This window comes from Serratia sp. K-E0102, assembly GCF_029962625.1.
Taxonomy (GTDB): Bacteria; Pseudomonadota; Gammaproteobacteria; order Enterobacterales; family Enterobacteriaceae; genus Serratia; species Serratia sarumanii.
Map to the genome: position 1 here is coordinate 3,783,642 of NZ_CP124754.1, position 13,659 is coordinate 3,797,300.

The window sequence follows — 13,659 nt, forward strand, 5'->3', positions numbered from 1 at the left end:
CCTTGCCTAAACGGCGCCCACGCGGCGCCGTTTTTTTTTCGCCTTCATCCATTCTGTGAAGTTATACTTTGCACAATTTCACGGCACAGAGGAGCCCACATGTCCAGCACTGCCAGCGTCAGGTTACGCCCATTGGAACGGGACGATCTGTCGTTCGTCCACCAGATGGACAACAACGCCAGCGTTATGCGCTATTGGTTTGAAGAACCCTACGAAGCCTTTGTCGAGCTTTCCGATCTCTACGACAAACACATCCACGATCAGAGCGAGCGCCGCTTTATCATCGAGCACGAAGGCGCCAAGGTCGGCCTGGTGGAGCTGGTGGAGATCGATCACATCCACCGCCGCGCAGAGTTCCAGATCATCATCGATCCCGCCCACCAGGGCAAAGGCTATGCCAGCACCGCCGCCCGCTTGGCGATGGACTACGGCTTCTCGGTGCTGAACCTGTACAAGCTGTACCTGATCGTCGACAAAGAGAACCCGAAGGCGATCCACATCTACAGCAAGCTGGGCTTCAACGTGGAAGGCGAGCTGATCGACGAGTTCTTCGTCAACGGCGAATACCGCACCGTGCTGCGCATGTGCATCTTCCAGCCGCAATACCTGGCGAAGTTCAAAACGCCCAATGATAAGCCGCTGGTGAAGTGACGGTCAGCAAGAAAAAGAGAAAACCCGCGCAGGCGGGTTTTTTATTGGGAAATAAGTGGCTAGTATTAAGGCATGCTATTTTATCGTCAGGAAATAGTCTGATGAATGCGGAAATAAATAATATTTCCCGAGATAATTAATCGAACAATAATTCATATTGATAGTAAGAGTTACCCTCTACCTCTACAAAGGAAAATATAATGACGACCATCTCAAACCTGCTGCTTTTTATCGGTCTGGTCATGTTCGCCATAACCGCCGGCCTAAATACCTATAGCGGCTACGCCTCCGCAGATCCCAATAGCGCCCCGCTGTTTTCCCCGCTCTGGTGGACGCGCTGGTTCCCACTCTACGCCTCGGGCGCTGCGTTGCTGTTGATAGGGCTGGTATTGCGGTTTTCGGGGCGAGGACGATAAAAAAACAGAAACGGCTCCGAAGAGCCGTTTCCATACGTGGGTCAGCAGCCTCCATAAACGGTATTATTTACCTATTTATGATGCATAGCACGTTGCTGAAATAGGGGCGAAGCCATTTCCTAACTTATTTCCTTGATAATATTCTGTACGATAGGTGTAACAGCTGCTGTCAATTTTTCATTGTCAATAGTGAAGATCAAAAGTTCAATATCGCTTTCCGCATCAAGTAGCAACTGTCGTAACCATTTTTCCTCTATCGCTACAATACTGTTACCTGCGTTATCTATTTCTGATTGAACTTCAGCCACAGATAGTTTTCCCTCTAAAAAGGCCACACAGGAAAACCTAAGTTTTTTAATTACATCGGGATAAATCCACTCACTCATTTTTCACTCCTACGAAGGATTGTGATTATGATGTTACCATTGTTTTCAGTAACCACACCAATGTCACCAGCCCGATAAATTGTCCTTTGAATACCATTGGATATGCTTGTTTCAGTAACACCTGTTTTAATTACATGTTCAACTATATTTGGAGAAATGGTTTTTCCAGGTCCAATGGTTCCTGCTGGGGAACCTAAGCTTGTTGGTTGCATTCGGTCAACGGCATGTTGAGAGTAAAGACGATCACCTATACGTGCGTATTGACGTCCATCAACTGTTTTTTTCGGATAATTTTGCCAAGAGTCCCACGGAAGTTTCGTCTCACTTTTGGGCATGCGGTCTAGAGCAATTAATGTGTTTTTCTCGGCAGCTTTGGAAGTAGCTTTAAGCGTGTTACTAGTTATTTTTACACCCAGCTTACCTGCACCGGCGGCCCCAGCAAACAGCCCTAGCCCGGCCATCGTCAGTTTACCAAACTCCAGACCTGCACCAAAAGCGCCATCCACGCCGGCATGTTCGTACTTCGTCTTGAATGTCTCGATCCGCCCCAGGTATTCCTGTTTCACACTCTCTCCGATAATCGAGAATCGTTCATCGTTCTTTATCAGAGCTATTAATGCATCCGCGGCCTCGCGTGGATTACTGGCCACGGCGACCAAACCATCCACCGTATCGCTGATTTCAACCGGGATGCCCGAGACTACACCTGCCGCAAAGGCGCCATCCTGGGTATGGCTCGTTATTCCCCAGTTCGCCAACACAACCGCTTTATCGAGCGGCGATTTCGCGGCCGCCAAATCTTTCTCCATCAATTCTTGCTGTTTGTGGCTGAGATAGTTGTATCGGAACGCATTCTCACCACCGGTGGCGCCACTGTAAGCACCATCAGACTTGCCGGTGAAGACTGCGCCTGCGGCTGCGCCCAGCACTCGTGCCATCTGCGCCTGCTGTTCCGATTTCTTCTGCCACTCCTCCGGCTTGATGATATTGTCGCCCAATATCACCCCGGCCAGCTCCGCCGCCAGCGCCCCTGCCGCTGCGCCTTTGGCATTGCCCTTGCCGATTTCTGCGGCCACGCCCGCTAGAACGGCATGGCTTACGGCCCGGCCCGGTATATTGAGAACCTGACCGTTATCCCCGATCAGATTGGCGCCCTCGGCCTGAACCTGGCTGCCGATGTTCGCCAGCAGCGCATTGGTCAGGTTGTCCTTGAAGCTGCCGCCATTGATGGCGGTATTCAGGCTGGAGCTGATGACCGATTGCCCCGCTACACGCTGAGCAATCTTGCTCCAGTCGCCGTTGCTCAACTGCGGCAGTTTGACGTTGTTTGGATTGAGCGGTTTGCCCGCCGCGTCCTATCGGCGTTTATATGGAATACAACATCAAGAGAAAACGGCTCCGGAGAGCCGTTCGCATGGGCGTTAGATTTCCGTCAACCGTGGCCTATAGTGGTACTTTTTACCTTGGCTCATTTGCATGAGCAAAGCGTGCCTAACCTCAAACTGTTGGGAGCGGTGAGGTTACTCAGGCTTCTCAAGCAATCCAAGCAACTCCATATCATAAAGCAAATCGCTTTTTTCATCTTCGCCAATACCTTGAATTAGAGACTCAAGGTTTGTTTTTTCCAAAATGGAAGAAATTGAGTTTCGGTAATTATTCTCAACATCTTTTGGCCCTCTGCCGGCTATAAGGATGAGTGTAAACACTTTCAGCATTAACATTTCCACAGGCGATAACTGTGCATTTTCGTATTGATAAGATGCATACCCTATTTCTTCAATACCGTACTCCCAGGTCGTACCATTTTTATTAAAAGCATTAATGTGACTTCTACAACAGCTATAAAAGCAATCTAAATACTCAGCTCGCAATTCTTCATAAGTCATGCGTTCTTCATCCATCATTTCAATCTCCCAGGGATCAGCATTACGTCGTTATTGTCGAGAACCTCTACTTTTATTCCAGGGTATTTTTTCTGAAATTGCTCTACGACACCCAAGCAGCTCTCACATGCAGCACGTTCAGTGAAAATGGTGACTCTCCCCTCAGCTGATACATTGTTACCTAACTTATCAGCCAGGTTGTCCAGAATTTTGTACTCTGAATCTGTATTCCTAGATATGAGGATACCATCAGAACTTTTAATGGTTTCATATTTAAAGTTTTGGTTTCCATCACCTATGAAACTTTTTTCTGCTTTAGCTATCCTGCTGTGTGCCGCAAGTGTTTTCGGCATACCAGGAACATCGATTTGTGCAACAGCTGCATTTCCTTTTTTTCGGATTTTTTCCGCAAATGGCGCCCTAGCATCCAATACCTGCTGCCTAAACGCAGCAGCCTGTTGAACGGTCTTCTCATTGACCAGATACCCTTTCCAGGCGCTGGTTGGCCCTACCAGTTTGGATGACAGGTACTGGTTGCCGACGTTCGCTTTACCCATACCGGCAAACGTGCTGGCAATAGAGACCGCCATCACCGAGGCATTCACCCAGTCCGGCGACCACCCGGTCAACTTGCTGATTTGTTCTATCTGCTGGTTGCGAGCAAACAGCTGGCCGTCGGTTATCTGGTCGCCCAAATCATACGTGAATAACTTTTCGCTGTCATAGCCGGCAAACGCCGGATAGTTGCCGAAGCGCTGGCGCTCTTTTTATACCCAGTAATTGGCAATGAGGCCGTCTTCATCCCGCGTTGACGGGTACTTATTCATCAGGGCTTCAAACTGCTTGCGTTCGTCTGAGTTCAACGCCTCTTGCGTGGTGCAAGCTACTTTTCGGCATGAAGCCGCCATCAGACGCGCTTCTTTTTCCTTGTCACCCTTAGCCAACGCTTTAATGGCGTTGAGTTCTTCCTGATGCAACTGTCGATTAAAACGCTCGACAAACTCACCCGCATTTGCACCGCTGGTGGCACCTGCTGCTTTGGCGGTTACGATGGCCCCTGCAAAGGCGCCCGCTACGCGGCTGATTTGAGCCTGACGCTCTTGCCAGCCTTCACTTCTGACCAAATTATCATTGATGATCACCCCGGCCAGCTCCGCCGCCAGCGCCCCTGCCGCTGCACCTTTGGCATTGCCCTTGCCGATTTCTGCGGCCACGCCCGCTAGAACGGCATGGCTTACGGCCCGGCCCGGTATATTGAGAACCTGACCGTTATCCCCGATCAGATTGGCGCCCTCGGCCTGAACCTGGCTGCCGATGTTCGCCAGCAGCGCATTGGTCAGGTTGTCCTTGAAGCTGCCGCCGTTGATGGCGGTATTCAGGCTGGAGCTGATGACCGATTGCCCGGCCACCCGCTGCGCCACCTTGCTCCAGTCGCCGTTGCTCAGCTGCGGCAGTTTGACGTTGTTTGGATTAAGCGGTTTGCCCGCCGCGTCCTTGCTCCAGCCCATCGCGCTGTCGAAACCGTTGAGCGCGCCGCCGATCGCCATCGCCGTGGCGGTCGCCTTGACGTTCTCATTGCTACCCAGCGCCTGCAGGGTTTTTGACAGGTTGCCCTGGTTTTCCACCAGCGCCACCGCCGCCTGGGAGGCCAGCGAAGACATCCCGGCGGTGACCGCGCCGCTGGTTACCGCCCCGCCGCCCACGGCGCCGGAAACGCTGGAGGCCGCCGAGGCCGCCAGTGAACTGCCTGCGGTCACCGCCGCTGCCGCGATGGCGATCACCGCCGCCACCGCCGGGTTCAGGTGCTGGCTCTTGTAATCCCAGCTGTCGTAAGCGTCTTTGACCTTGCTCCACTGCACGTCGTTGCGCTTGTTCAGATCTTTGACCCAGGTGGTGCCCGGCGTATTGCCCAGGGCGTCGATGGCGCTTTGCAGCGCCTGGCCGTTTTTCACCTTCACATCGGCGCTGACGCCCTTGGCGGCCTCTACGGTCAAGGCGCCACCGGTATGAATGCTCGGCAGCACCCACTTATTGTCTTCGTACCCTTTATTGGCCTGCTTGATAAAGAAGCCTTTCGAATTGCTGACGGTCTGTTCGAAAGAGGTGTTTTTCACCGCGCGGAAGTTAACCTGGCCACGGGAGCTGGTCAGGCGTGCGTTTTGTCCAGCGGCGATTTTGCTGGCTTCATAGGTGCTGTCGTCGCGGCTCATCAGCGTGATATTGCCGGCGGCGGTAAACTCGGTAACCTTGTTGGTCACGTCGTGGCGGGTCTGCTTAACCTCGGTTTTCTTGCCCCACCATTTGCGCTTGGTTTCCTTTTTCTCGTAATGGCTGGACTCTTCCATCGCCTGGGCGTAGAGATAGCCGCCCTTGGCGGCCACATCCAACGCCCCTTTAGCCGTCAATTTAGTGGCCTGGAACAAGATACTGCCGTTGGAAATAACGGTCATCAGACCGCCCGCGTTGAGTTCACTGCCTTGTTGGGCCAGGCTTTCCGTATACTCGTTCCCCCCCTCCCGATAGGTATAATTTTGCACCGCGTCAAAACGCATGTTGCCGCCAGCGCTCAATGTCATATCACCACCAGACAACAATGCCGAACCACTGGCCGACAGCTCCTCGTTCGACGCCAACGTCAAGTTTTTCCCTGCACGCACAAAAGTGGTTAGGTGGCGATCGTCCCTGTTGTTGTCGTTGGTAGCATCAAGATACGAATAGCCCTGCGAACCCAACCAGAGATTACGGCCAGCATAGGCTGTAACATTACCATCCGAATAAAGATAAGCCCCCGGTGCGGCGATATCCATGCCGGCTGAAATCTGCAGACTGCGCATGCCGTTGATACTTGCACGCAATTCGGGCGTTCGGGATGAACTAAAATAATGGCTATAGCTTGGATTAACCGTTCTTAGCCCGAGAAGAACACTTTTTCCTGCGTTCAACACCATATCCAATGTTGCTTTCAGATAGGTTCCCGGCAGATCGATATTTTCACCGGCGATAATCGTGATGTTTTCTCTCACCTCTGCCTTACCAGGTGCGGCAAACGCCCGATTAAAATGCTGCTGGCCAGAGACACGTCCCGTACTTGTGAGTAGAGCCGACGGGGGCAATAAACGATCGTTATTGAAGATCGTGAAACTTTTTCCTGCCATGCCAGTGATGTTCCAGCCAACATGCAGTTCGGTGTCATTCAGTAAGATGTTTTTTCCTGCATTCACCGTCAGATCATTGGCAGTGATGTTGGCAAATGCCACGTTGCCATCGGGATGAAAATAGCGGGTTGTTATTGCTGAATGGCTTTTGATATCCCCTGAGCGGCTGATTAAATTAACCTGCGTACCCTGAAGCCTGCTTTGCCAAGCGTCGATATTGTTGATAGCCGTTATCGATAGCTCTCTTCCGGCAGACAATGCGGCCTGTCCAAGGCTGACCTGATCGTCCGCCTGGATAGTCAAGTCGGTACGTGCACCAACGCTATCGGTTAAAAATATTTTTCCTGCATGCAACAGAATATTATTAGCACCGAGTGTATCAACACGCGGGCTATTACCAACCTCTATTATATTAGAGGGATCGTAGGGCAATGGGGTATCTATATTAATGGTGTTTTTAACGTCAACGACTAAGTTATTTCCTGCGTTAATTAAGGACTGCTGGTACCCTTTCGCTTGCCAACTCTGCAACTCTTGCTGTTTGGTATAAGGTGCTTTTTCTGTGACATACAATAAATCCCAATCTCCCGGTGGCGCATCCTCATCACGCGCTATATCGCCGACACCAAAAGTTGCCGTTCCTAGCCGCCAATACAGGTCTTTTTGACCAAATTGCAGACTTTTCACGGTAAAGTCTTTCCCCGTCAATATCAGGTCTTTTTCAGCCTTGATGTTCGACTGATCGTTTAATAAAAAAGCGGCGTTGATATAAGCATTGCCGCCAGAGTTAATCACGCCAGGAATCCGTGATTGAACGAGCAGATACTCATCCCGCCCCACATTGACCGTATCGCTTTTCGACAAATTGATTTCACCAAACCAACTGCCTATACCGAAGTCCTTTAGTTCAGGCTCCAGCATCACTACGGCATCCACCCCCTGTCGCGTGCCGTAATAACTCCCCACGGAAGATTTATTAAACGCTTTGGAGTTACCTGGGATATTTTTCCACCCAGCACCCACGACATCTCGCACGTTGTTCAGTTGCTCCGTGCGTATAACCAAATCACCGCTATTAGTCTTGATGGTCGCGGAGCGGTTTTCAACCAGGCTAGCCTTGTTGCCCTGCGCATCCTTCTGGATCCACAGATTGCGATTGGCATGGATTTTGGTATCGGCACCTATGTTACGCACCGTATCGCTGAACACGCGAATATCGCGGCTGGCGGTAATTTGCCAGGCGTTGGTGAGCGTTGGGCTAGCCAGCGTAGCGTCCTGATCCGCCTGTACCACGCTCCATGGCGCCACAAGCAGCTCTTTCGCGCTGACGTTAAGGTCGGTCTTACTGTGCGTAGTGCCGTTAAGAGTGATTTTACCGTTCACGTTCAGCGTGATATCTCGCTGATTGGTGATAAGGTCTTTCAGGTTAACCCCTACCCCATTCTCATTGGCCACCAGGCGGATTTTGTTGGCATACATGCCGCCCAGTGCCTTGGTATCCACCGCCAGTTGGGGCTTAGCGCCTTCCCCGGCGATCGGTTTGATGCTGCCGTCCTTGAAGCTGATGCGGTTAGCGCCTTGGGTCAAAGACAGGCTGTTGGCGTTGATTTGCCCATTCACTTCGGTGGCGCGGCTGATGATGTCAACATAGTCGGCGCTATAACCGTCCAGCCCTTTACCGCCGATGGTGACGCCGCCTTTTTTCACCTCCAGCGCCTCCAGCGCGCCCTGCTTGTCGAACTGCGGTTTGCCGGTGGTTAACGTCACGCCTGGCGCGTTGATAAAGCCGCAGCCGTTGCAGGTGATGCCATTTGGGTTGGCGATCATCACGTTGGCTTTGTTGCCGAACACCTCGAGCTTGCCCTGCAGCTCGGAACGACTGCCTCCGGTGACTTCGTTGATGATAAGTTCTGCTGGCTTCCCTTTCAGATTCGGGTTGCCCTTTGCATTCTCAATAGTCACGCCCAGTTGGGTCTTGCCACCCTGGATGGCATTATTCAGCACCGCACCGGGCGCACCGACGTTAAAATCCTTGTAGGTATTGTGCGAAATCCCCGCCCCGTTCGGCGTAGCGATATTCACCACCGGCACGTCGCCCGGCTTGATAACCACCTGCGTATTGCCGTTAGCGGCGGTAATGCCGGCGGCGAACGCCGGGTGCAACGGCTGGAAAGCCGTCAGGTAGATCAGCAAATAGCTGGCGCCCCGCGCCAAAGGGGAAGTGGACTTATCCATATTCATTCCTTCGAAAGGATGTTGTTTTGAACGCCGAGGCGCTCCTGCTGTGTGCTGGCGTTATAACGTGACGGTGGCTTGCCAGTAGGCCACCCAACGATCCGGTTGCAGGCTGCCTGGGTGCGTCAGCGGTTTACCGACGGTGACCGCCTGATTGAACCAGCGGCCGCTTAGCGTGGCCCCCAGAGCCGCGCCGGCGACGCTGCCGCCGTCTATCAGCCCGGCGCGCCCCTGCAACCAGCCAGCGTCTAACGCGCCGGTGAAAGAAAGCTCCCCCAGCCCCGGCAACGTCTGCCATTGCCAGTTGAGTTCATTGCGCCAGTAGGCGCCGCGATTGCCGGTCAGGTACTGCTCTTTAAAGCCACGCACCGAGTATTGCCCGCCAATGGAAATGCGCTCGCCGGCATACAGGTTGTCTGCGCTGGTTTGCCCATAGGCCGAGGTCAGGTAGTAGAGAGAGGGGGCGAGCGGATAAAAGTAGCTGGCGCTGAGGCCAAGCTTGCGGAACTCGCTGCGCGGCGCCCCGTCGCGCTCAGGATCGTCGGCGGTGGCGCCCAGCATGCGCAGCCCGCGGCTTACCGTCGGGTTCAGCGTCATATAGCCGCCGCCCGCAGCCGCACTGTAATTGAGGCCCAGGCTGGCGACGCTGAGCCTCGGGCTGCTGACGCCCAACCGTTCCCCCGCCAGCTTATTTTCCGTGGTGCGCCGCGCCAGCCCGATATCGACGGCCAGCTTGCGTTTGCCATCCCGCAGCAACGTGCGGTTGGCGCCCAGACGCTGGGTCTGGTTGTTGCCCTGATAGCGGTAAGCCGCGCCGTTGAACGGCACCCGCTGGAAAAAATCGTTCCAGGCGTACTGGTAACTGAACAGCCAATAGCCGTAGGGTAAGGTGACACCGCCGTTCAGGCTGCGGCTGCGGTGATGCGGGCTGAAATCGTTATTGCGCGCTGCGGAAAGCGACCATTGATCGGCGAGGCGCAGTGGGTTATCCAGCGTGAAGGCGGCGTTCATCTGCCCGGTGCCGGTGCTTCTCTGGCCGCTGTTATCGGCGCCGAAAGAGAAAGAGACCGGCGCGCGCCGGGCGCCACGCAGCAAAACCACGTTGGAAAAGCCGGGTTGTTCGCCGGGTTGAATATCGATAGCCACCTGTTGCGATGGCAGGCGGTTGAGCTGCTCCATGCCCTGCTCAATATCGCGCAGATTCAATACGTCGCCAACCAGGCCGGGAAACGCCATTTTCAGCGCCAGCGTCTGCTCGCCGTTCTGCGTGATGGACTCGATTCGCCCTTCGCTGGCGCTCACGGTCAACACGCCGCGGGAGATATCCTGCTCCTGCAGCCAGGCCTGCGAGGTGACATAGCCGCGTTGCAGATAAGCATTGGTGGTTTCGCGCACCAGACGGTTGATGTGCTCTAGCGTCAGGCAGCGCCTTTGATACGGGCGAGCCAGGCTTTCCTTCACCGACCAGGAAAGATGTTCGGCGCCCTGAAAAACGATTTGCCTCACCGGCTGGCAAACCGCCCCTGCGGCGGCCGACACAGGCAGCGGCAAGGCCGGCAACTCAACGTTATTTTGCAGCGCCTCGCGTTGCTGCTGCGCCTGTTCCAGCAACGTTTTCTGCTGCTGGGTAATGCTGTCGCGGTCAGCAGGGCTGGTGATTTCCGCACACCACGCCGGAGCGCAGAGCGCCAAGAGTGCAGGCCAAATCCCGGGCTTCCATGCACACATTTAAACACATCCATTTACGTTAGTTTACATAGTTTATCGAAGTATATACATTTTACGCCGACGATCAATGATAATGAGAATTGTTTTTGTTTGATCGGGTTCACAACGTGGTTAAACATCAGGAATATATTTTGTCGAGCTTGCCGCCACATTTCCTGATGGCGGATATTATTAACACATGAATTAAAAACCCAAATAATTACCAATAATAAATTCAAGAGTTAAATAATACGCACAATATCGCTAAAAATAAAAAATAAAGTTTACAAAATTAACCCGCCGTCTTACCGTGATATTTTGTTTAATGCAATTATTCATGAAAGCCATAATTTACAACTAACCAATCAAGAACCTCGGACAATATCAGGATTTCCTAATGCCAGAACGTGATATAGAACTGTTTATTCGTGATTACGTTAATGATATCAAAGCCGGCAGCGCCGCGCTGTTTGCCGGCGCCGGGCTGTCCATACCCGCCGGCTTTGTCAGCTGGAAAGAGCTTATCGGTGATATCGCTTATGAATTGGGGCTGGATATAGAAAAAGAAAGCGACCTTATTTCTCTGGCTCAATATCATCTCAATGAAAAAGGCAACCGGCATAAGATAAATCAAAAAATAATTACAGAATTCGCTGAGCAAGCGGAAGAAACTGAAAATCATCGGATCATTGCCAGATTGCCGATAGCGTCACTCTGGACAACCAACTACGACGATCTGATTGAAAAAACCTATGCCCGTTATAATCGCGTCTGCGACGTTAAAACCACGCCGGAAAGTCTGACCAACAATATTCACAAGCGCGATGTTGTCTTATATAAAATGCATGGTGATTATAGAACACCCAACCAGGCGATTATCACCCGCGAACAATACGAAACTTACTCCCGTACACACCTTCCTTTTATCAACATGCTGATGGCGGAGTTGACCGCCAAAACCTTCCTGTTTATCGGTTTCAGCTTTGAAGACCCCAACCTGCAATACGTATTGAGTCGCCTTTACGCGCAGTACGGCGAAGGGAAAAGAAACCACTACTGCATCATGCGGCGCGTTCAGCCTGGCGACAGCGGCAGCGAGGATCAGGCGTCTTATGATTACAACAGCCGAAAACAAAGCCTGATGATCAACGATCTGCGCCGTTACGGCATTCAAACGCTGCTGGTGGAGGACTATCGGCAAATCACCGACCTGCTGTATGCCATCGAAACGCAATTCAAGAAAAGCACGGTGTTTATCTCCGGCAGCGCCGACAACTACCACCCCTATGCCCGTGAAGAGTCCATCCAGTTCATACACCGCCTGGCGCGCCTGCTTATCCGCAAACAGTACCGCATCGTCAACGGCTTCGGTTGGGGCGTGGGCACGGCGGTGATCAACGGCGCATTGGAAGCCATTTACGCCAGCGGGGGGAAAATCAGCGAAAGCCAGCTGGTATTGCGCCCTTTCCCCCAATTCGCCAGCGGGAGCATTACGCTGCCGGCACTTTGGCACGAATACCGCCAGAACATGATTTCGCTCAGCGGCATCGCGGTTTTTTTGTTCGGCAACAAGCGTAACGCCGAAGGCGAATGCGTGCTGGCCGACGGTTTATTGAAAGAGTTCCACATCGCTGCGGAACAAGGCTGCGTCTGCATTCCTATCGGTTGTACCGGCGGCGCATCCGCCGAGATCTACCGAAAAATCAAGGAGGAGATGAAAGACACCCTCTATCACCGCCATCCCGTCGCCATGAACCTGCTGGATCAACTTAACGAGCCGGGCAGCCTGGCGGAGAAGAAAACATGCCTGTTGGCACTTATCGATATCATTACTAAGGATAATCCTCGATGACCAGAAAATGTTTTTACAGTTTCCATTATGAGCCGGACAACTGGCGCGCTTCTCAGATACGCGAAATGGGCTCGCTGGAAGGTAACCGGCCGGCCACGGATAACGATTGGGAGGAAGTGAAAAAAGGCGGTGACGACGCCATCGCCGCTTGGATCAAAGGCCAGTTGGACAATCGGAGCTGCGCCGTGATTCTCGCGGGTAAAGATACCGCCAATCGCAAGTGGATCAACTTCGAAATCTGCGAAGCCTGGAAGAAAGGCATGGGCGTGCTGGTGGTATATATCCATAACCTGAAAGACAGCGCCGGCGAACAAGCCCGAAAAGGCAACAACCCGTTGGATCATATCAAGCTGGGGGATAGAAAGCTTTCCGGAATCGCCAAAGCCTATGATCCGCCTTATTTGACCAGCACCAATGTCTATAATCACATCAAGGAAAATCTGGCGGAGTGGGTAGAAGAAGCGATCCGCATTCGCGAAAATTACTGACGGCCGCCCTAAAGACGAAAGGCTGCATTATCCCGCAGCCTTTCGTTCGCTAGGGGTGCGGCACGTCTCTCACCCATACCGCCCGGTAATATAATCTTCGGTGCGGCGCTGGCGCGGCGAGGTGAAGATGGCGTCGGTGTCGTTGTACTCCACCAGCCGCCCCTGATGAATAAAGGCGGTGTAGTCGGAGACGCGCGCCGCCTGCTGCATGTTGTGCGTCACCAGCACCACGCTGTAACGCTGTTTCAGCGCGGAAATCAGCTCCTCGATGGTCAGCGTGGAGATCGGATCCAGCGCCGAGGTCGGCTCGTCGAGCAGCAACACTTCCGGCTCGATGGCGATGGCGCGCGCGATCACCAGGCGCTGCTGCTGGCCGCTGGACAAGCGGAACGCATTTTCACGCAGCCGATCCTTCACCTCATGCCACAGCGCGGCGGCGCGCAGCGAACGCTCCACCGCTTCATCCAGCAAGCGCCGGTCGCGCACGCCCTGCAGCCGCAGGCCGTACACCACATTTTCATAGATCGATTTCGGGAACGGGTTCGGCCGCTGGAACACCATGCCCACCCGCCGCCGCAGCGCCGCCACGTCGATCTGCGCGCCGGAGATCGCCGCGCCGTTCAGCTGCAGATCGCCCTCGATGCGGCAGTTGTCCACCAGATCGTTCATGCGGTTGAAACAGCGCAGCAGCGTCGATTTGCCGCAGCCCGAAGGGCCGATCAGGGCCGTCACCCGGTGCTTCGGAATGCGCAGCGAAATGTCGTGCAGCACCTGTTTGTCACCATAAAACAGGTTCAGTCCGTTGACCGCCAGCGCGGTCTGTTCATCGTCGAGATGCTGGACATCCAGCCGGGGCAAACTGCCTGGCGTCATCAAACCCATTACG

General features: G+C 53.5%; 10 protein-coding genes and 1 pseudogene. 4 read left to right on the top strand and 7 right to left on the bottom strand.

Annotated elements, in window-relative coordinates; genetic code table 11:
• The first annotated feature begins 99 nt into the window (after positions 1 to 99).
• Both speG and SSARUM2_RS18085 read left to right on the top strand, forming a co-directional pair.
• Positions 100 to 651, top strand: coding sequence for a spermidine N1-acetyltransferase (speG, locus tag SSARUM2_RS18080; RefSeq protein ID WP_004941631.1), 552 nt, complete (start codon positions 100 to 102; stop codon positions 649 to 651).
• A 200-nt stretch (positions 652 to 851) separates the two neighbouring features.
• A complete protein-coding gene (locus SSARUM2_RS18085; protein WP_060419990.1) occupies positions 852 to 1,067 on the top strand; it encodes a hypothetical protein in 216 nt (71 codons plus the stop codon).
• Positions 1,068 to 1,186: 119 nt separating this feature from the next.
• On the opposite strand, the gene SSARUM2_RS18090 is transcribed toward SSARUM2_RS18085, so the two are convergent.
• The 6 genes and pseudogenes from SSARUM2_RS18090 to SSARUM2_RS18115 all read right to left on the bottom strand — a co-directional run bounded on the left by SSARUM2_RS18090 (position 1,187) and on the right by SSARUM2_RS18115 (position 10,454).
• Positions 1,187 to 1,453: a hypothetical protein gene (locus SSARUM2_RS18090; protein ID WP_049213429.1), complete on the bottom strand. Its 267-nt coding sequence runs from the start codon at positions 1,451 to 1,453 to the stop codon at positions 1,187 to 1,189.
• Positions 1,450 to 2,808: pseudogene (locus SSARUM2_RS18095) on the bottom strand (DUF637 domain-containing protein); the annotation flags it as partial. The gene SSARUM2_RS18090 and the pseudogene SSARUM2_RS18095, both read right to left, overlap by 4 nt.
• 165 nt (positions 2,809 to 2,973) lie before the next feature.
• Positions 2,974 to 3,357 (bottom strand): hypothetical protein, encoded by a 384-nt coding sequence (locus SSARUM2_RS18100; protein WP_043140454.1) that lies wholly within the window; start codon positions 3,355 to 3,357, stop codon positions 2,974 to 2,976.
• On the bottom strand, positions 3,354 to 4,031 hold the full coding sequence (locus SSARUM2_RS18105) for a deaminase domain-containing protein (RefSeq protein ID WP_220668750.1): 678 nt from the start codon (positions 4,029 to 4,031) through the stop codon (positions 3,354 to 3,356). Before SSARUM2_RS18105 ends, SSARUM2_RS18100 begins: the two co-directional genes overlap by 4 nt.
• 72 nt (positions 4,032 to 4,103) lie before the next feature.
• Positions 4,104 to 8,726, bottom strand: a complete 4,623-nt coding sequence (locus SSARUM2_RS18110) for a DUF637 domain-containing protein (RefSeq protein ID WP_060453045.1) — start codon at positions 8,724 to 8,726, stop codon at positions 4,104 to 4,106.
• A 60-nt stretch (positions 8,727 to 8,786) separates the two neighbouring features.
• Positions 8,787 to 10,454 carry a ShlB/FhaC/HecB family hemolysin secretion/activation protein gene (locus SSARUM2_RS18115; RefSeq protein WP_060453046.1) on the bottom strand — a complete coding sequence of 556 codons (1,668 nt, stop codon included), beginning with the start codon at positions 10,452 to 10,454 and terminating at the stop codon, positions 8,787 to 8,789.
• Between the two features lie 376 nt (positions 10,455 to 10,830).
• Between SSARUM2_RS18115 and SSARUM2_RS18120 the strand changes: the two genes are divergently transcribed.
• The gene (locus SSARUM2_RS18120; protein WP_049194856.1) at positions 10,831 to 12,285 is read left to right on the top strand and encodes an SIR2 family protein; all 1,455 of its coding nucleotides are present in this window, start codon (positions 10,831 to 10,833) and stop codon (positions 12,283 to 12,285) included.
• Positions 12,282 to 12,773 (top strand): TIR domain-containing protein, encoded by a 492-nt coding sequence (locus tag SSARUM2_RS18125; protein ID WP_033654571.1) that lies wholly within the window; start codon positions 12,282 to 12,284, stop codon positions 12,771 to 12,773. Before SSARUM2_RS18120 ends, SSARUM2_RS18125 begins: the two co-directional genes overlap by 4 nt.
• A gap of 69 nt (positions 12,774 to 12,842) precedes the next feature.
• On the opposite strand, the gene pstB is transcribed toward SSARUM2_RS18125, so the two are convergent.
• A complete protein-coding gene (pstB, locus tag SSARUM2_RS18130; protein ID WP_019452422.1) occupies positions 12,843 to 13,655 on the bottom strand; it encodes a phosphate ABC transporter ATP-binding protein PstB in 813 nt (270 codons plus the stop codon).
• Between the last annotated feature and the right edge of the window lie 4 nt (positions 13,656 to 13,659).

Excerpts from the sequence above, each read along its gene's own strand:
- speG (WP_004941631.1), top strand. The coding sequence starts at position 100 with ATGTCCAGCACTGCCAGCGTCAGGTTACGCCCATTGGAACGGGACGAT.
- SSARUM2_RS18085 (WP_060419990.1), top strand. The coding sequence starts at position 852 with ATGACGACCATCTCAAACCTGCTGCTTTTTATCGGTCTGGTCATGTTC.
- SSARUM2_RS18090 (WP_049213429.1), bottom strand. The coding sequence starts at position 1,453 with ATGAGTGAGTGGATTTATCCCGATGTAATTAAAAAACTTAGGTTTTCC.
- SSARUM2_RS18100 (WP_043140454.1), bottom strand. The coding sequence starts at position 3,357 with ATGATGGATGAAGAACGCATGACTTATGAAGAATTGCGAGCTGAGTAT.
- SSARUM2_RS18110 (WP_060453045.1), bottom strand. The coding sequence starts at position 8,726 with ATGGATAAGTCCACTTCCCCTTTGGCGCGGGGCGCCAGCTATTTGCTG.
- SSARUM2_RS18115 (WP_060453046.1), bottom strand. The coding sequence starts at position 10,454 with ATGTGTGCATGGAAGCCCGGGATTTGGCCTGCACTCTTGGCGCTCTGC.
- SSARUM2_RS18120 (WP_049194856.1), top strand. The coding sequence starts at position 10,831 with ATGCCAGAACGTGATATAGAACTGTTTATTCGTGATTACGTTAATGAT.
- SSARUM2_RS18125 (WP_033654571.1), top strand. The coding sequence starts at position 12,282 with ATGACCAGAAAATGTTTTTACAGTTTCCATTATGAGCCGGACAACTGG.
- pstB (WP_019452422.1), bottom strand. The coding sequence starts at position 13,655 with ATGGGTTTGATGACGCCAGGCAGTTTGCCCCGGCTGGATGTCCAGCAT.